The sequence below is a fragment of the Streptomyces fagopyri genome (assembly GCF_009498275.1).
Lineage (GTDB): Bacteria > Actinomycetota > Actinomycetes > Streptomycetales > Streptomycetaceae > Streptomyces > Streptomyces fagopyri.
In genome coordinates this window covers 6320802-6338624 of sequence record NZ_CP045643.1, presented here as the reverse complement: position 1 = coordinate 6338624, position 17823 = coordinate 6320802, and the positions used below count along the sequence as shown (strand labels likewise).

The 17823-nt window shown below is 70.9% G+C and carries 17 protein-coding genes and 1 pseudogene; 10 read left to right on the top strand and 8 right to left on the bottom strand.

The features are described from left to right. Positions 1-91: 91 nt before the first annotated feature. Entirely contained in the window at positions 92-667 is a 576-nt protein-coding gene (locus GFH48_RS27280; RefSeq protein WP_153290774.1) for a TetR/AcrR family transcriptional regulator, read from the top strand. Between the two features lie 130 nt (positions 668-797). On the opposite strand, the gene GFH48_RS27275 is transcribed toward GFH48_RS27280, so the two are convergent. The 3 genes from GFH48_RS27275 to GFH48_RS27265 are packed head-to-tail and all read right to left on the bottom strand — an operon-like array spanning position 798 to position 2386. Then, entirely contained in the window at positions 798-1136 is a 339-nt protein-coding gene (locus tag GFH48_RS27275) for a YrdB family protein (RefSeq protein ID WP_153290773.1), read from the bottom strand. Between the two features lie 11 nt (positions 1137-1147). Beyond that, positions 1148-1561, bottom strand: coding sequence for a RidA family protein (locus tag GFH48_RS27270; protein WP_153290772.1), 414 nt, complete (start codon positions 1559-1561; stop codon positions 1148-1150). Between the two features lie 9 nt (positions 1562-1570). Continuing rightward, positions 1571-2386, bottom strand: a complete 816-nt coding sequence (locus tag GFH48_RS27265; RefSeq protein WP_153290771.1) for an NAD(P)-dependent oxidoreductase — start codon at positions 2384-2386, stop codon at positions 1571-1573. 49 nt (positions 2387-2435) lie between these two features. On the opposite strand from GFH48_RS27265, the gene GFH48_RS27260 reads away from it, so the two are divergent. Further along, positions 2436-3368, top strand: a complete 933-nt coding sequence (locus GFH48_RS27260; protein ID WP_407698669.1) for a LysR family transcriptional regulator — start codon at positions 2436-2438, stop codon at positions 3366-3368. Positions 3369-3541: 173 nt separating this feature from the next. Continuing rightward, positions 3542-4870: a pyroglutamyl-peptidase I family protein gene (locus GFH48_RS27255; protein ID WP_153290769.1), complete on the top strand. Its 1329-nt coding sequence runs from the start codon at positions 3542-3544 to the stop codon at positions 4868-4870. Between the two features lie 63 nt (positions 4871-4933). Here GFH48_RS27255 and GFH48_RS27250 read toward each other — a convergent pair whose 3' ends face one another. From GFH48_RS27250 to GFH48_RS27235, 4 genes and pseudogenes are all read right to left on the bottom strand, one after another. Next, positions 4934-5749 carry an EI24 domain-containing protein gene (locus GFH48_RS27250; RefSeq protein ID WP_153290768.1) on the bottom strand — a complete coding sequence of 272 codons (816 nt, stop codon included), beginning with the start codon at positions 5747-5749 and terminating at the stop codon, positions 4934-4936. Positions 5750-5825: 76 nt separating this feature from the next. Continuing rightward, positions 5826-6689 (bottom strand): hypothetical protein, encoded by an 864-nt coding sequence (locus GFH48_RS27245; RefSeq protein WP_228120974.1) that lies wholly within the window; start codon positions 6687-6689, stop codon positions 5826-5828. A 432-nt stretch (positions 6690-7121) separates the two neighbouring features. Beyond that, positions 7122-7280 (bottom strand): annotated as a pseudogene (locus tag GFH48_RS39360) (organic hydroperoxide resistance protein); the annotation flags it as partial. Positions 7281-7288: 8 nt separating this feature from the next. Then, a complete protein-coding gene (locus tag GFH48_RS27235) occupies positions 7289-8308 on the bottom strand; it encodes an NADP-dependent oxidoreductase (RefSeq protein ID WP_153290767.1) in 1020 nt (339 codons plus the stop codon). Positions 8309-8435: 127 nt separating this feature from the next. Here GFH48_RS27235 and GFH48_RS27230 point away from each other — a divergent pair, with 127 nt between their 5' ends. Continuing rightward, positions 8436-8870, top strand: coding sequence for a MarR family winged helix-turn-helix transcriptional regulator (locus tag GFH48_RS27230; protein ID WP_153290766.1), 435 nt, complete (start codon positions 8436-8438; stop codon positions 8868-8870). Positions 8871-9402: 532 nt separating this feature from the next. Here GFH48_RS27230 and GFH48_RS38660 read toward each other — a convergent pair. After that, positions 9403-10221, bottom strand: a complete 819-nt coding sequence (locus tag GFH48_RS38660; protein WP_194280687.1) for an SCO2400 family protein — start codon at positions 10219-10221, stop codon at positions 9403-9405. Between the two features lie 265 nt (positions 10222-10486). On the opposite strand from GFH48_RS38660, the gene GFH48_RS27225 reads away from it, so the two are divergent. The 6 genes from GFH48_RS27225 to mmsB all read left to right on the top strand — a co-directional run bounded on the left by GFH48_RS27225 (position 10487) and on the right by mmsB (position 17806). Beyond that, positions 10487-11644 (top strand): mandelate racemase/muconate lactonizing enzyme family protein, encoded by a 1158-nt coding sequence (locus GFH48_RS27225; RefSeq protein ID WP_153290765.1) that lies wholly within the window; start codon positions 10487-10489, stop codon positions 11642-11644. Then, a complete protein-coding gene (locus tag GFH48_RS27220; protein WP_153290764.1) occupies positions 11641-12645 on the top strand; it encodes a zinc-dependent alcohol dehydrogenase in 1005 nt (334 codons plus the stop codon). The genes GFH48_RS27225 and GFH48_RS27220 overlap by 4 nt, the downstream gene beginning before the upstream one ends. A gap of 110 nt (positions 12646-12755) precedes the next feature. Next, the gene (locus tag GFH48_RS27215; protein ID WP_153290763.1) at positions 12756-13724 is read left to right on the top strand and encodes a hypothetical protein; all 969 of its coding nucleotides are present in this window, start codon (positions 12756-12758) and stop codon (positions 13722-13724) included. 139 nt (positions 13725-13863) lie between these two features. After that, positions 13864-14982 (top strand): multiple monosaccharide ABC transporter substrate-binding protein, encoded by a 1119-nt coding sequence (chvE, locus tag GFH48_RS27210; protein ID WP_153290762.1) that lies wholly within the window; start codon positions 13864-13866, stop codon positions 14980-14982. Between the two features lie 32 nt (positions 14983-15014). Further along, positions 15015-16565, top strand: a complete 1551-nt coding sequence (gene mmsA, locus GFH48_RS27205) for a multiple monosaccharide ABC transporter ATP-binding protein (protein ID WP_153290761.1) — start codon at positions 15015-15017, stop codon at positions 16563-16565. Next, positions 16562-17806, top strand: coding sequence for a multiple monosaccharide ABC transporter permease (gene mmsB / locus GFH48_RS27200; RefSeq protein ID WP_153290760.1), 1245 nt, complete (start codon positions 16562-16564; stop codon positions 17804-17806). The genes mmsA and mmsB overlap by 4 nt, the downstream gene beginning before the upstream one ends. The last annotated feature ends 17 nt before the right edge of the window (positions 17807-17823 follow it).

Genomic DNA, 17823 nt, shown 5'->3' with positions numbered 1-17823 from the left:
CCAACGGGATCCGCCGGACGTTCTCATCCTGCACCCCCAGCCTGTAGAGCGGTAGGTTTCGTGTCCTTGCCGTGACATTCTGGGTGGGTGAATACCGTACGGTGACGCCATGACGACCAGGACCAGGAGCGAGGAGCGGCGCGCGGAGATCGTGCGCGCGGCCCTGGAAGTGATCGCCGAGCGCGGTTACCGGGGCGCGAGCATGGCCGCCGTCGCCGAGCGCGTGGGCCTCACCCAGCAGGGGCTGCTGCACTACTTCCCGACCAAGGACACCCTGCTGGTCGCGGTCCTCAAGGAGCGTGACCAGTGGGACGCCGTGCCCGACAGCCAGTGGCGGCTGGATCTGCTGGCCTCGCTCGCCGACTACAACGCGATGCGGCCCGGCATCGTGCAGACCTTCTCGGCGCTGCTCGGCGAGAGCGTCACGGAGGGGCATCCGGCGCGCGAGTTCTTCACCCGGCGGTATGTCGCCGTGCGCGCGAGCATGGCGCAGGTGCTGCGCGCCGAGTACGGGGAGCGGCTGCCGAGCGGGCTCACGCCGGAGCGCGCCGCCCCGCTGCTGGTCGCGGTGATGGACGGGCTGCAGTACCAGTGGCTGCTGGATCCGGAGTCGGTGGACATGCCGGCCGCGTTCCGGGACTTCCTGGTGCTGCTGGGCGAGGCCTGAGCCCCGGCCCCTGCACCGTCCGCCCACGTCGCCGGCCCGGCGCCGGCGCCCCGCCGCGTCAACCGGGCTTCTCCGCAGCGCCGTCGGCGGGGCGACGCGTCAACGCTCCGTCGCCGGGCCGACGTCGGACTCACTGGCGCCAGACGGCCGCCAGCGTCTTGCTCACCACGCAGACGACGGCGAGGGCGACGGCCCAGCCGGCGGCCCCGGCGACGGCGAGCGCGGCCACGCCCGCCCCGAACCAGAGCAGTTCGAAGCCGACGCGGACCGCGCCACGGGTCTTGTACCGCGACTTCGGGGAACCGAACAGCGCCCACAGCGCGATCAGTACGGCCGGGCCACCGATGCCGAGCAACCAGGTGACCGGCGCTGTCCTCTCCCCGCCGAACCCCCCGTACGCGGCGGCCACGAGGGTGGCGAGCTCCAGCAGGAACAGGACGCCCAGGTTCGCCGCCTTGATGACCTTCATGCGCGGCAGTATCACCCGGAAGGAATCACTCCGGCCCCCCGGCCGGCGGGGACGGCGGCCACCACCTCGATCTCTATGAGCGCCCGCGGGTCGAAGAGGCGGGAGACCTCGAAGGTCATGCTGGTGGGCGGGGTGCCGGTGAGGTACCGGGCGCGTACGGCGCCGTACTCGGGGATTCCGGTGATGTCCGTGAGGTACGTACGGATGTTGATGACGTCGGCGAGCGTCGCGCCGTGCGCCCTCAGCAGCGCGTCGACCGTCTCGAAGACACCCCGGCTCTGCTCGGCCAGGTCCGCACCGTCGGCGACCTGACCGGAGAGGTACAACAGGGCTCCGCCGCCCGCGGGTTCGACGCGCGCCACCTGGGAGTAGTAGTCGTTGGCCGGCTGGGGCGCGCCGGCCGGACTGTCGAGTGTGACCCGCACGGATCCTCCTCAGGCCGGATTCCGGCGGATGCGCTCGACGGCCAGCGCGATGTCCCCGTCGGCGACGGCGGGATCGGCGGCCGCCCGCTTGTAGTGCTCCAGTACCGCCTCCATCGCGGGGAGTTCGGCGGTCTTCGTGGCGAGGGCGACGTCCTTCACCGCGAGCGAGGTACCGAAATGCACGTCCTCGGCGAAGGCGCGGCCGACGGCGCCGCCGAGCGGGCCGCCCGCGAGCGAGGCGCGCACGGTGTCCTCGTCGAGGCCGAGCGCGTCCGCGAGGACCATCGCCTCGGCGACGAGGGCGACCCCGCCGAGCACGGCGGTGTTGACGACGAGCTTGAGCGCGGCACCGGAGCCGGACGGGCCGGTGCGGGTGACGGTACTGAGGGGCGCGAGCACCCGCTCGACGCCGGCCACGTCACCGCCCGCGAGAATGCCGAGCTGTCCCGCGGCCGCCTTGTCCGTACTGCCCGCCACCGGCGCGTCGACGAGCCGCACGCCCTCCCCGAGCCGGGCGGCCAGTTCCCTCACCACGTCCGGGCCGACCGTCGACATCTCCACCCAGTACGTCCCCGGGCGCAGGTGTGGCACGACGGCGTCCGCGACCGTGCCGAGCGCGGCGGGGTCGGCGAGCATCGTGATCACCACGTCGGCGTCCCGCACGGCCTCGGCCGGGGACGCGGCGAGGGTGGCCCCGGCGGCGACCAGCGGCTCCGCCTTCGCGGCGGTGCGGTTCCACACGGTCAACGGGTGTCCGGCGTCGAGGAGTCGGCGCGCCATCGCCGAGCCCATGTGACCGAGTCCGAGGAATGCGATCTTTTCCATGTCCCCGACGCTAGGCGCGCCCGGATGATGCGGCAAGCGAATGTCTAGCATGGCTCCCATGCCCGACCCGCATGACGTACCCGGCCTCTCCACCACCTGGCTGCGTGTCTTCCTGGAGGTGGCCCGGCACGGTTCGTTCACCGTGGCCGCGCGGACCCTCGGCTGGACGCAGTCCGCGGTCTCCCGGCAGATCTCCTCGCTGGAGGCGGCGCTCGGCGGGGCCCCGCTCTTCGACCGGCTGCCCCGGGGCGTCCGGCTGACGGAGGCGGGGCGCGTCCTCGTACCGCACGCCGAGACGGTCGTCGAGCGGCTGCACGGCGCCGGACGCGAACTGGCGGCGCTGCACGAGGCGGCGGGCGGGCGGCTGCGCTTCGGCGCCTTCGCCACGGCCGACGCGGCACTGGTGCCGCGCGCCATCGCCGCCTTCCGCACCCGTCGTCCGGGAGTACGGCTCAGCCGCGAGGAGGGACTGACCCCCGCGCTGCTGGACCGGCTGTCCGCGGGTCATCTGGACCTGGCGATCGTCTCGACGACGGGCCGCGCCCCCTTGGAGGCGCACGCCCTGCACCACCTCCTCGACGAGTCCCTGTACGTCGCCGTGCCCACCGGTCACCCGCTCGCCGCCGAGTCCTCGGTGCGGCTGCCCCAACTAGCCGACGCCGACTGGATATCGGGCTCGGCGCGCCCTGAGGGCACTCTTCTGGACGCGGCCCTGCGGCACGGTTTTCGTCCGCGTGTGGCGCACGTCGTGGCCGAGTGGACCGCGAAGCAGGGGTACGTGGCCGCGGGTCTCGGGGTGACCCTGGTCCCGGCGCTCGCCGCCGAGTCCGTGCGTCCGGACGTCGTCCTGCTGCCGGTGCGCGACGAGGAGGCGCCGGCCAGGGCGGTGTACGCGGCGACGGTCCGTGGCCGCGCCCTGACACCGGCCACGGCGGCGTTCCTGGGCGCGCTGCGGGAGGCGGCGGCACGGATCCCCGTATGACCGCCGTGCCGCACCGCACCGCGCCACGCAAGACGCGCCGGGAGGCACCGCCCGTCACACCCGGGCGGGTGAGCGCCGCGCGCGTCGTCACTCCTCATGGCGTACGCCCCCTCCGTCACGCGATACTGCGGCCGTCCGGCAGCACCCCACGGCGACGGAAGGCATGAACTCCCTTGACCTACACAGGCGTTCGGATCGGCTTACTCGCACTGACCCTGCTGGCGGGATCGGCGGCCACCCCCACCGCGTCCGCCGCGGCGCATCCCGGCACCACGGGCTCCGGCACCGTCGGCACCACGGGCTCCACCACCGTCGGCTCCGGCACCGTGGAGGAGCAGCGGCTCGATCGGGCCGCGCCCCAGGAGATCCTGCGGCGCTCCGGATTCGACGCGGTGGCACCAAAATTCACCCGGGCACTGGAACGGTCGGGCTCGTACACGCGGGCCGAGCACGTGGTCGTACAGCAGGGCGCCCGGCTGTGGCGGCGGGCCGTGGACCGGGCGCAGGGACGCGGCCCCGCGGGCGGCGACCTGAGCCGTGACGACGACCGTCCGCTGTACTGGGCACGGCTCGCGATGACCCGCGAACTCCGCGGGTGGACGCCCGGGTTCGGGCTGACGGACACGCAACGCGCGCGGCTCGTAGCCGCGTTGGAACAGACCTCGCGCGGCCAGCGGGACTTCCACTACCCGCGTGCCAAGGGCGTGAAGCGGATCCTGGTCACCGGGTTCGACCCGTTCACCCTGGACCGTGACGTCCGGATCTCCAATCCGTCGGGGGCCACGGCCCTCGCGCTCGACGGCACGACGATCCGGACGGCGGACGGACCCGCGCGGGTCGAGACCGCCGTCTTCCCCGTCCGCTGGCAGGACTTCGCCGAGGGCACGGTGGAGCGGACGCTGCGGCGGCAACTGCCGCGCGTGGACCTGTTCACGACGGTGAGCCAGGGCCGCGTCGGACGCTTCGACGTGGAGCGGACCAACGGCGCCTGGCGGGGCGGCTTCCCGGACAACGACAACGTGTCGCGGACCGGGACGGTCCCGGTCACCGATCCGGCCTCGCAGCCGCAGTGGACGTCGACGACCCTCCCCTACGAGCGGATCGTGGCCGCGGACACCGGCCGCTTCCCGGTGTACGACCACACCTCGGTGACCGAGATCCCGGCCAAAGGCACCGATCCGGTCGTGCGCCCGGACGGCCCGACCCCGGGCTCGACGGCACGTGCCGGGGGCGGCGGGGACTATCTCTCCAACGAGATCGCCTACCGCGCGACGCTGCTGCGCGACCGCCTCGGTCTGCACGACAGCCTGCCGGGCGGCCATGTCCACACGCCTGTGCTCGAGTTCGGCGCCGGTAACACGGACCCGGCGACGGGGACGGTCACCGATCCGGAGTTCGTACGCAACCGGCTGGACATCATCGCCCAGGTCCGGTCGATCCTGACGGTGGCCGCCGACGCGGGCTCCCCGGGGGTCAGTGGGACGGCGCGAACGCGAGACTGACGCGGAGGCCGGCCGGAGCGGTGGTGACGGCGAACGTGGTGACGGCGGCGGCGAGGACCTGGTTCACGCCGTCGCCCCCAGCTCCCGGTCCTCCTGGTCTCCCCGGTCCCGCTGGTCCGTGTGCGGCTCACCCGTCTCCTCGCCGAGCAGGTCACGGGCCATCAGCGTGGCGCCCGCGACGGCGCCCGGCATCAGGAAGACGGCGACGACGGGGACCAGGAAGGCGAGGCCCAGGGGGGTGCCGAAGCCCCAGACCAGCATCTTGCGGGACCGGAGCAGGGCGAGGCGGGCGCGGAGTTCGACGCGGCGGCGCTGGAGGGCCACCGCGGTCAGTTCCTCGGTGAGGAAGAAGCCGGTGACGAAGAAGCCGACCACCGGGACGACCGTCTGGCCGACGACCGGGACGAAGCCGAGGGCGAAGAGCAGAACGCCCCAGACCAGGGCCCGTACGACGATACGGAGGCTGTCGCGTGCGGAGATCCACAGCTCACGCCTCAGCGGCAGTCCCGATTCGGGGGCGGTGCCGTCCGGGGAGACGTCGCGGTCGACCTTCTCGGAGAGAGACTCGTAGAAGGGCTGTCCGACGAGGAGCGTGACCGCGGTGAAGGTGACCACGGCGAGCAGGAGGGCGAGGGCGAAGAGCACGGCGGTCAGCAGCCCGCGGAAGACGCCCTGCCAGGGGCTCGTCCAGTGGTCCGCGAAGGGGGTGGCCCAGCTGACGAAGTCCTCGCCGTAGAGGGCGAGCGCGATGAGTGCGGCCACGTACAGCACGAGGGTGATCAGCCCCGGAAGCAGGCCGAATCCGTACTGCTTCCCGTGCCGTGCGACCCATCGCTGGCCCTGTATGAGGTAGTTGAACCCTGCCCCGAGATCACGCATGCGGGCCACCTTACCGGCGCTCGGGCCCCCTTCCCCCGCGCCCGGCGCCCCTGGACGCGGGGACTCCCCGACGGGCCTACGCCGGCGTCACCGCCACCACCACGCTCCCGTCCGCCGCGGGCGACACCGCCGCGGACACCCGGACCGCCGCCGCCCGGGCCATCCGTCCCGCCCGTGACGCCGAGGCCAGCAGCAGCGGCTGGAGGTGTTCGAGGCCGGAGACGAAGAGCTCCTCGCCGGCGATCAGGACGGGACGGACGGCGTCCGAGGTGGCGGCCGCGGCCTCCGTGAGGTCGGCCAGCGGCGGCAGCGCGGCCCGTACGACCTCCGCCCCCGCCGTGGCCGCCCGCTCGGCGAGCGCCACCTGCAACGGCAGCAGCGGAGCCAGCGCCGCGGTCAACGCGTCGGCTATGCGTCGGAGTTCCGGGGACGAGTCGCGCAGGACGCCGGCCGCCGCGCGGACCACCGGCGTGGACGCCAGCAGCGTCCCCGCCACCACCCCCGCCGCCGCGGGCAGCAACGGCGACCCCGCCTCCAGCAGCTCCCCCAGCGCGGCGGCCGCCTCCTCCACCGCGGGCTCCACCGCGTCGAGGACCGGCAGCAGGCTGTCGCCCACCGCGGCCAGCAGCACCCGGGCCGGTTCGCTCACGGGATGCATCGCCAGCGGCGCCCCGGTCGTGCCCAGCCGTGTCAGTGTGTCCACGATCCGGTAGAAGGCCTCCTGCGCCTGCGGCGACGCACTCGCCTCGGCCAGCTCCGCCGTGGTCTCCCGCAGTACCCGCAACGCCTCCGCCCCGGACCCGTCCCGGGGATCGAGGGTGTTGAGCGCGATTCTGGTGATGTTCCCGGCCGTGTCGAGGAGTTGGCCGGTGATGTCGGTCGTGGTGCGCGCCATGCGCAGCACGTCGTCCTTGCTGGGGAGCGACGGAATCGGGGACACGAGCCCTCCTCGCCACGCGTGGCACACCGGCCGGGGGCCCACGCGGCCCTCCGTCGCGCCGGTGCCCACCCCCAGCATGCCCGCTGCGACCCCCCGGGGATGCGCCATCCATGGCATTGGTGACGGCGGGGGCTTCCCGGTACCGGAGAGCCGAGCTCGTTGCGGGAGAGTCGAACACGTACGCCTCGCCGCGCCGGCCCCACGGCGGCCGGCGGTCACGCGTGCGTCATCAGCGGATCGCACACGGTCCTCTTCGGCACCGAGCCGCTCTTCCGCGATCTCCCGAAGGGTGAATTCCCGCAGGTGGCAACGGCGTTGCCGACGGCGTCGCGAGCGGCGCCGGGTCCCACCGCGGCGCCCGCCGGACGCGGGCGCGGGCCGCGCCCCGGTCCCGGGACGCGGCCCGTGCCGCGGTCGGTGGACCCGTCGGACGAGCGTCACCGTGACGTCGCCGCGGGTCGCCTTCGAGTACGGGCAGACCCGATGGGCCTCCTCGATCAGGTCCCGCGCCGTCGCCCCGTCCACGGCCGGGACGGCCGCGGAGATCTCGACGATGACGCCGAACCCGTCGTCGTTCCTGCCCAGACCGACCCTGGGCCTCAGAGCTTGACGATCATCTTTCCGACGTTGTCGCCGCGCAGGACGCCGAAGAACGCCTCCAGGTTGTTCTCGACGCCCTCGACGACGGTCTCGCTGTACTTCAGCTCGCCGGAGCGGACCCAGCCGCCGACCTCCTGGACGAACTGCGGCTGCAGGTCGTAGTGGTCGCCGACCAGGAAGCCCTGGATACGGCCACGGGTCTGGATGAGCCGGGCGAGGTTCTTCGGGCCGGGGGCGGCCTCGGTGTTGTTGTAGACGGAGATCATGCCGCAGACCGCGATACGGCCGTCCCGGTTCAGCCGGCCGATGGCGGCTTCCAGGTGGTCGCCGCCCACGTTGTCGAAGTAGACGTCGACGCCGTCGGGAGCGGCCTCGCGCAGCTGCTCGCCCACCGGGCCGTTCTTGTAGTTGAACGCGGCGTCGAAGCCGTACTCCTCGACGAGCAGCTTGACCTTCTCGTCGGAACCCGCCGACCCGATGACCCGCGAGGCGCCCTTGAGCCGGGCGATCTGACCGACCTGGCTGCCGACGGCACCGGCCGCGCCCGACACGAAGACGGAGTCGCCCTCCTTGAAGGAGGCGACGCGCAGGAGGCCCGCGTAGGCGGTGAGACCGGTCATGCCGAGGACGCCGAGGTACGCGGAGAGCGGCGCTGCCTCCGGGTCGACCTTGACGGCCTGCTTGGCGTCCACGACGGCGTACTCGCGCCAGCCGAGGAAGTGCAGGACGTGGTCACCGGCCTCGATCCCCTCGGCGCGGGAGGCGACGACCTCGCCGACCGCACCGCCCTGCATGGCCTCGCCCAGCTCATAGGGGGCGGCGTACGACTTGGCGGCGCTCATCCGGCCGCGCATGTACGGGTCCACGGAGACGTACTTGTTGCGTACGAGGACCTGGCCCTCCCCGGGCCGCGGGACCTCGGCCTCGACGAGGGCGAAGTCCTCGGGCGTCGGCCAGCCGACCGGGCGGGCGGTCAGGTGCCATTCACGGCTGACGGAGGGAAGCTGGATGTCGGTCATGAGGGTGTGTGCCTTTCCTGCATGCATGCACGCTTGCCCGCGCACTACGGCTCTAATACTTCAGTACCTGAAACAACCATGCTCCTGAATATTTCATGATGTCAAGTAAGGGAGTATTCTGGAGGCCATGGCCACCCAGAAGACCCCCCGGATCGACCCTCTCACCATGGAGGTCGTCGACCTCATCGGCACGGTCGTGGCCCGGTACCACGAGGAGTACGAGGACGCCGCCGCCGAGCACGCCCTCACCGGGGCGCAGGCGCGGCTGCTCGGTCTGCTGTCGCTGGAGCCGCTGCCGATGCGGAGGCTGGCGCAGAAGCTGAAGTGCGAGCCGTCGAACGTGACGGGGATCGTGGACCGGCTGGAGGTGCGCGGGCTGGTGGAGCGGCGGCCGGACCCCTCCGACCGGCGGGTCAAGCTGGCGGCCGCGACCGAGGAGGGGCGGCGGGTGGCGCACTCCCTGCGGGAGTCACTGCGATTCGCCCGGGAGCCTCTGGCGGGGTTGTCGCGCGAGGAGCGGGTGTCTTTGCGCGATCTGCTCCAGCGCATGCTGACGCCGTAGCCGCGACGCCCTGGTTCCTCGCCCCCGCCGCCCCGGCCCGGCCCGGCCCGGCCCCGAGCCGGGGGCTGCCGCCCCCGGGGACCCCCGCATCGGACGGCGTCGTCCTCAAACGCCGGACGGACCGAAAGCGCGTGACCCTGCCGCGAGCCTTCCGGCCCGGACAGGCTGAAAACGCGTGATCCGACCGCCGGCTTTCCGGCCCCGACAGGCTGAAAACGCGTGACCCCGCCGCCGGCCTTCCGGCTCGGACGGCCTTGCGGGTCTTGTCCTCGATCGCCGGACGGGCCGGGGGTGCGGGCCTGTGTGCTGGAGGTTCGCGGGTGGGGTCGGAGATACCGGCTCGTACTGAGCGGTGTTCCGGACGGGCCGCTGGGCGTGCGCCCCCGCGCTGGAAGGCCGACGCCGGCGCCATGCCCTTCAGCCCGTCCGGCGCTCGAGGGCGGGCCCTTCGGGTGATGCGGGGGTCCAGGGGGCGCAGCGCCCCTGGTGGGGGTCCGGGGGCCGGACCCCCGGGGAAGGGCGGGCGGGAACCCTACGTGCACCACCACAGGAAGCGATTGCACGTGTGCGACGGGGAAGGCGCCGGAGACGGCGGCGCCGACGTCGGCGCGGCCGGCGGAGTCGTGACCGACCTCGTCGGCGCCGACGAGGCGGGCGCCGACGTCGACACCCCGCCGCCCGTCCCGGCCGTGGCCGACTGATCCTGCGTGTCCTTCTTGTCCCCGTCCTTGGACTTGTCCCCCTTGGCGGACGCCGACGCGGACGCGGAGGGGGAGGCGGAGGCACTCGGCGAACCCGTCGCGGACGGGGCTCCGCTCCCGGAACCCCCGGCGTCGCCGCCGGGCCGCGCCGTACGTGTCGCGGAGGTGCCGGAGCCGCCGTCGGCGGACGCGTCCGCGCCGGCCGCGCGCGGAGCCACCCCGGGCGCGTCGACGCCGAGTTCGGCGAGGCTCAGTCCACCCGCGGCGAGCAGCAGACCGGCCCCGGCGAAGAGCACCCTGCGCCGCCTCCTGCGGTGCGCCGCGGCCTTCCGGTCACGCCGGCTCGCCCCGCCCGCGGCGGGCCCGCGCCCACCTCGCCGGCCAGGGGTGCGGCGCCCACGACGGCCACCCTCACCGTCGCTCTCGTCGTCCCCGGCGTCCCCGCCGTCCTCCTCGTACGCGTCCTCGTTCTCGTACGCGCCCTCACTCTCGTACGTGTCGTCGGAGTCGTACGGGTTCGTACCGGCGTCCGCTTCCGGGTGTGTCCCGGTACGGTCCGCGGGTGAGCGAAGCTGTTCGGCTGAGGTGCCGCACCCCGGGCAGGCAAGGGCGCCGTTGAGGTGCCTTCGGCACGGGTCGCAGTAGTCCATGACGCCGGAAGACTAGGTTCCTCACCCGTCACGTTGATAGTCACGGCTGTGAAAGTTGTGTGGTGAACCATCCATTCCGGCGCGTCGCACGCCGCCTTCACAGGGGCACGTGGGCGACGACCCGAGGCATACCGGCAAAATCCGCCGCCGACCATTGCGTTCGACCCATTGACACCCCCGGGCCCGCGTCCTTACTGTCACGCCAGCATTTCGAACGTGTGACGAAATTTCGAACAGAATCGCAAGAGCACAGGGGGCAACTGCCGTGCGCATCACGGGAATCAGCACACACGTGGTCGGGACGCCCTGGCGGAACCTGACCTACGTCCAGGTGCACACCGACGAGGGCCTGACCGGAGTCGGCGAGACCCGCATGCTGGGCCACACCGACGCGCTGATCGGCTATCTGCGGGAGGCCGAGGCCAATCACATTCTCGGTTCCGACCCGTTCGCTGTCGAGGACCTCGTCCGGCGCATGAAGTACGGCGACTACGGGCGGGCCGGCGAGATCGTGATGTCGGGCATCGCCGTCATCGAGATGGCCTGCTGGGACATCAAGGGGAAGGCGCTCGGCGTCCCCGTGTGGCAGCTGCTCGGCGGCAAGGTCACCGACCGGGTCAAGGCCTACGCGAACGGCTGGTACACGACCGAGCGGACCCCGGAGGCCTACCACAAGGCCGCTCAGGAGGTCGTCGCCCGCGGGTACCGGGCCCTCAAGATCGACCCGTTCGGCACCGGCCACTTCGAGCTCGACCACGAGGCCACGCTCTACTCCGTCTCGCTCATCGAGGCGGTGCGCGACGCGATCGGCCCCGAGACCGAGCTGATGCTGGAGATGCACGGCCGGTTCTCGCCCTCGACCGCCGTCCGGCTCGCCCGCGAGCTCGCGCCCTTCAAGCCCGCGTGGCTGGAGGAGCCGGTGCCGCCGGAGAACCTGAAGGCGCTGGAGAAGGTGGCCGCCAAGGTCGACATCCCGGTCGCCACCGGTGAACGGATCCACGACCGCGTCGAGTTCCGCGAGCTGTTCGAGAGCCAGGCCGTCGACATCATCCAGCCCGACGTCGGTCATCTCGGCGGGATCTGGGAGACCAGGAAGCTGGCCGCGACCGCCGAGGCCCACTACGTGCTCGTCGCGCCGCACAACGTCGGCGGGCCGGTCCTCACCGCGGCCTCCCTCCAGGTCGGCTTCAGCACCCCCAACTTCAAGATCCTGGAACACTTCAACGACTTCGCGGACGCGGAGATCAAGAAGATCGTGAAGGGCGCCCCGCAGGTCGTCGACGGTTACTTCGAGCTGTCCCACGAGCCCGGTCTCGGTGTCGAGCTGGACGTCGACGCGGCGGCCGAGTTCCCGCAGCAGCAGGCCCGCTTCGACCTCTGGGCGGACGGCTGGGAGCAGCGCAGGCCGAAGGGGGCTCAGTGAGCACCGCGGTCGTCGTCGAGGCGCCGGGCGAGCACCGGCTGACCGCCCACGAGCCGGTGCCGCCGGCCGCGGGCGAGGCGCTGGTCCGTGTGCACGCCGTCGGCGTCTGCGGCAGCGACCGCGAGGTGTACCAGGGCAACCGGCCCGAGGGGTACGTGCGTTATCCCCTCACTCCGGGCCACGAGTGGTCCGGGACGGTGGCGGAGGTCGGTGCCGGGGTGCCCGCCGGTCTCGTCGACCGCAAGGTCGTCGGTGAGGGCTTCCGCAACTGCCAGGTCTGCGACCGCTGCCACGCGGGCGAGACCACCCTGTGCACGGCGGGATACGAGGAGACGGGGTTCACCCAGCCGGGTGCGATGGCCGCCACCCTCACCCTGCCCGCGCGCCTGCTGCACGTCCTGCCGGACGACGCCGACCTGACGGCGGCGGCCCTGCTGGAGCCGGCCGCCTGCGTCGCGGCCGCCGCGCTCAAGGCGAACGCGCGCCCCGGCGAACGGGTCGCGGTGGTGGGCACGGGGACCCTCGGGATGTTCGCCGTCCAGTTCCTGCGGGCGGGTTCCCCCGCGGAGCTGCTCGTCGTGGGCACCCGCCCCGACCGGGACAAGCTCTCGCGGACCTTCGGCGCCACCGACTTCCGTACCAAGGACCAGGAGCTCCCCGCCGACTTCGACGTCGTCGTCGAGACCGCCGGGTCCGCGTCCGCCGCGCGCACCGCCGCCTCCCTGCTCAGGCGCGGCGGACGCCTGGTCCTCACGGGCATCCCGGCGCCGGGCGCCGAGGGGCTCGACCCCACCGATCTCGTCGTACGGCAGCTGGAGGTGCACACCGTGTTCGGGGCGCCGCCGGAGGCCTGGGCGCACACGGTGCGGGTGTTCGGCGCGGGGCTGCTCAGCCCCCTGCCGCTGGTCACGCACGAACTGCCGCTCACCGGGTTCGCCGAGGCCATCGAGTTGGCGGGGTCCGGCGATCCCTCGGTGGGCAAGGTACTGCTGCGTCCCTAGCCGTACGCCGGTACGGGGACACCTGACGGCTCCGTACCGGCGTACCACCAGGCCCCCGCGCACCGAAAGCCGCGAACTCCGTCCGAAATCACGAACATGAAGGACAGCCAGTGACCGACCCCTCTCCTACGACTCCCCGTCGACCCGGTGAGCAGGCACTCGCCGCGCTCGGCCTGGGCGCGCCCGCCCTCTCCCCCGCCGACGCCTCGCCGCACAGCTTCCCGGAAGGCGGTCGCTGGCGCACCGAGGTCCCGTCCGTGGAGGGCCCCGAGGCCCTGGCGGTGGTCCTCAAGGAGTCCTCGCGCCTCGATGTGCCGATCCACCGGATCAGCCAGGGCAGCGGCGTCTGGATGCTGACCGACGCCGAGATCACCGAGATGGTCGAGGCCGCGGGCTCCCGCGACATCGAGCTGTGTCTGTTCACCGGCCCGCGCGGCACCTGGGACATCGGCGGTTCGGTACGCTCCGACTCACGCGGCGGCGGTCTGCGCGCCCGAGGCCACGACGCGGTGGCCGGCTGTGTCGAAGACGCCGTCAGGGCGACGGAGTTGGGCGTCAAGTGCCTGCTCGTCGCCGATGAGGGCGTGCTGTGGACGCTGCACCGGGCACGCGTGGCCGGGATCATCCCGGCCGACACGACGCTCAAGCTGTCGGCACTCGTGGGGCCGGTCAACCCGGCCTCGTACGCGGTATACGAACGGCTCGGCGCGGACTCCATCAACGTGCCGAGTGATCTGACGCTCGATCACCTCACGGAGATCCGTCGGGTTTCGGCCGCACCCATGGACATGTACATCGAAGCCCCTGACGATCTCGGCGGGTATGTCCGGATGTACGAGGTGGCCGAGCTGATCCGGCGCGGCGCACCGATCTATCTGAAGTTCGGCCTGTCCAAGGCCCCTGGGATCTACCCGTACGGACACCATGTGCGGGATCTGACCCTGAACACCGCGCGGGAGCGAGTGCGGCGCGGCAGGCTCGCCCTGGACCTGCTCGCGCGGCACGGAGCGGACGGCGACATGGCGCCGCTGGGCTCGCGAACGCCCGGGCGGATGACACGTTTTGACACCTCCTCATAACGTTCCGACTAACTCCCCTTCACAAAAGCCGACACGGCCGCGCACAATCCCACACACCTCTCCTCGGTCTTTTCTTCGCATCGCCCCACGGAGCGTCCCCGCATCGCGAGGCCGAGCCCGGTCCACGACATCAAGGAAGATGATCATGCGCAATCGCAGAGCTGCCCTCACCGCCATAGCCGGCGCCGCGTCCCTCGCCCTGTCCCTGTCCGCCTGCGGCCAGAGCAGTGACGGCGGCAGCAAGAGCGACAGCAAGGACATCAAGGGAGCCACCATCGGCATCTCGATGCCGACCAAGTCCTCCGAGCGCTGGATCGGGGACGGCAACAACGTGGTCAAGGACCTTCAGTCCAAGGGGTACAAGACCAAGCTGGCCTTCGGTGAGGACGACCCCGACCAGCAGGTCTCGCAGATCGAGAACATGATCACCCAGGGTGTGAAGGCCCTGATCATCGCGGCCATCGACAACAAGTCGATGAACAACGTGCTCCAGCAGGCCGCCGACGCCAAGATCCCGGTGATCTCCTACGACCGCCTGATCCTCGGCACCAAGAACGTCGACTACTACGCGTCGTTCGACAACACCAAGGTCGGCGAGCTGCAGGCCGGTTACATCGTCGACAAGCTCGGCCTGAAGGACGGCAGCAAGAAGGGCCCCTTCAACATCGAGCTGTTCGCGGGCTCGAACGACGACAACAACACGAAGTACTTCTTCCAGGGCGCGATGAACGTCCTGCAGCCGTACATCGACAAGAAGCAGCTCGTCGTCAAGTCCGGCCAGACGCAGCTGAACCAGGTCACCACGCTGCGCTGGGACGGCGGCACCGCGCAGAAGCGCATGGACGACATCCTGACCTCGGCGTACAAGACGGCCCACGTCGACGCGGTGCTCTCGCCCTACGACGGCATCTCCATCGGCATCCTCTCGTCGCTGAAGTCGGACGACTACGGGTCCAAGGGCAAGCCGCTGCCGATCGTGTCCGGCCAGGACGCCGAACTCGCGTCGGTGAAGTCGATCATCGCCGGCGAGCAGACGATGACCGTCTACAAGGACACCCGCGAGCTGGCCAAGGTGGCCTCGAACATGGTCGACGCGTCGCTCAAGGGCAAGAAGCCCGAGATCAACGACGACAAGACCTACGACAACGGCACCAAGGTCGTCCCCGCGTACCTGCTCCAGCCGGTCAGCGTCGACAAGACCAACTACGAGAAGGAACTGGTCGCCACCGGCTACTACAAGGACAGCGACCTCAAGTAACCGCCACCTCCTAGTGATTGGAAGGCACGACCATGGCGGGACCCGTCCTGGAAATGCGCTCGATCGTCAAGACCTTTCCCGGCGTCAAGGCGCTGTCGGACGTCACTCTGACCGTCCAGCAGGGCGAGGTCCATGCCATCTGCGGGGAGAACGGCGCCGGCAAGTCGACCTTGATGAAGGTCCTCTCCGGCGTTCACCCGCACGGAAGTTACGAAGGGGACATCCTCTTCGAATCGGAGGTCTGCACCTTCAAGGACATCAGGGCCAGTGAGCAGCACGGCATCGTGATCATCCACCAGGAGCTGGCCCTGGTGCCCTACCTCTCCATCGCGGAGAACATCTTCCTCGGCAACGAGCACGCCACCCGCGGGCTCATCAGCTGGTCCGACACGCTGCGGCACGCCTCCGAGCTGCTGCGGCGGGTCGGGCTCGACGAGAACCCGCAGACCCGGGTCGCCGACATCGGCGTGGGCAAGCAGCAGCTCGTCGAGATCGCGAAGGCGCTGTCGAAGAAGGTGAAGCTGCTCATCCTGGACGAGCCGACCGCCGCCCTGAACGACGAGGACAGCGGCAAACTCCTGGATCTCATCCTGGAGTTGAAGAACCAGGGCATGACCTCGATCATCATTTCCCACAAGCTGAACGAGATCGAGCGGGTCGCGGACTCGGTGACCATCCTGCGCGACGGCCGGACCATCGAGACCCTCGACGTGAAGGCCGCGGAGACCACCGAGGACCGGATCATCAGCGGCATGGTCGGCCGCGACCTGGAACACCGCTTCCCGGAGCGGACCCCGCACCACCCGGAGGAGGGCGCCGCGCCCGCCCTGGAGATCCGCGACTGGACCGTGTTCCACCCGATCGACCAGCAGCGCAAGGTGGTCGACGACGTGTCGATCACCGTGCGGCGCGGCGAGATCGTCGGTATCGCCGGGCTGATGGGCGCCGGCCGCACCGAACTGGCGATGAACGTCTTCGGGCGCGCCTACGGCCGCTACGCGGGCGGCACGGTGCTCAGGGACGGCGCGGAGATCCGGACCAAGACCGTGTCCGAGGCGGTCGGGCACGGGATCGCGTACGTCACCGAGGACCGCAAGCACTACGGTCTCAACCTCATCGACACGATCAACCGCAACATCACGCTCAGCGCCCTGGGCAAGGTCGCCAAGCGCGGGATCGTCGACGAGCACGAGGAGCGGCAGGTCTCCGAGGGCTTCCGCAAGTCGATGAACATCAAGGCACCCACGGTGTTCGAGCCGGTGGGCAAGCTGTCGGGCGGCAACCAGCAGAAGGTCGTCCTGAGCAAGTGGATCTTCGCCGGCCCGGAGGTGCTGATCCTCGACGAGCCGACCCGCGGGATCGACGTGGGCGCCAAGTTCGAGATCTACACGGTCATCGACAAACTGGCGGCCGAGGGCAAGGCGGTCGTCTTCATCTCCTCCGAGCTGCCGGAGCTGCTCGGCATGTGCGACCGCATCTACACGATGGCAGCGGGACGGCTGACCGGTGAGTTCTCGCGGGCGGAGGCCTCGCAGGAATCGCTGATGCGTCAGATGACGAAGGACAAAGAGGTAACGCGATGAGCACGGATGTGACCGCCAAGACGCCGGCCCCCGCGCCGCCGGGAAAGAGCGGGCCGGCCGCCGGTGAGGGCCTGCTGCAGCTGATCCTCGACGGCATGCGCCGCAACATGCGGCAGTACGGCATGCTGTTCGCCCTGGGTCTGATCGTGGTGCTGTTCGCCGTGTGGACCGACGGCGACCTGCTGCTGCCGCGCAACGTGTCCAACCTGGTGCTGCAGAACAGCTACATCCTGATCCTCGCGATCGGCATGATGCTCATCATCATCGCGGGCCACATCGACCTGTCGGTCGGCTCGCTGACGGCGTTCGTGGGCGCGATCGGCGCCGTGCTGATGGTCAACCACGACATCTCCTGGCCGCTCGCCCTGGTGCTGTGCCTGGCCATCGGCGCGGCCGCGGGTGCGGCACAGGGCTTCCTCATCGCGTATCTCGGCATACCGTCGTTCATCGTGACCCTGGCGGGCATGCTGACCTTCCGCGGTCTGACCGAGATCTTCCTCAAGGGCCAGACGATCGGCCCCTTCCCCGAGGGTCTGCAGAAGGTCGCCAACAGCTTCCTGCCCGCGGTCGGGCCCAACACGAACTACCACAACCTCACGCTGCTGCTCGGCATCGCCCTGATCGCCTTCGTGGTGTTCCAGGAGGTCCGCGACCGCAAGCGGCAGCAGGAGTTCTCACTCGGCGTCCTGCCCAGGAACCTCTTCCTGCTCAAGCTCGTCGCGCTGATCGCCGCCGTGCTCACCGTCACCATGCTGCTCGCCAGTTACAAGGGCGCTCCGGTGGTCCTGCTGATCCTCGGTGTCCTGGTGGCCGGCTTCGGCTACCTGATGCGCAACGCGGTCATCGGCCGGCACATCTACGCGATCGGCGGCAACCTCCCGGCGGCGAAGCTGTCGGGTGTGAAGGACAAGAAGGTCACCTTCCTGGTCTTCCTGAACATGGGCATGCTCGCGGCCCTGGCGGGTCTGGTCTTCGCCGCCCGCTTCAACGCGGCCTCGCCCAAGGCCGGTCTGAACTTCGAACTCGAAGCGATCGCGGCCTCGTTCATCGGCGGTGCGTCGATGAGCGGCGGCGTGGGCACGGTCCTCGGCGCGATCATCGGTGGTCTCGTCCTGGGCGTGCTGAACAACGGTATGAACCTCGTCGGCATCGGCAGCGACTGGCAGCAGGTCATCAAGGGCCTGGTACTGCTGGCCGCGGTCGGGTTCGACGTGTGGAACAAGCGCAAGGTCGGTTCGTAAGTCGCTAGGGCCCCCAC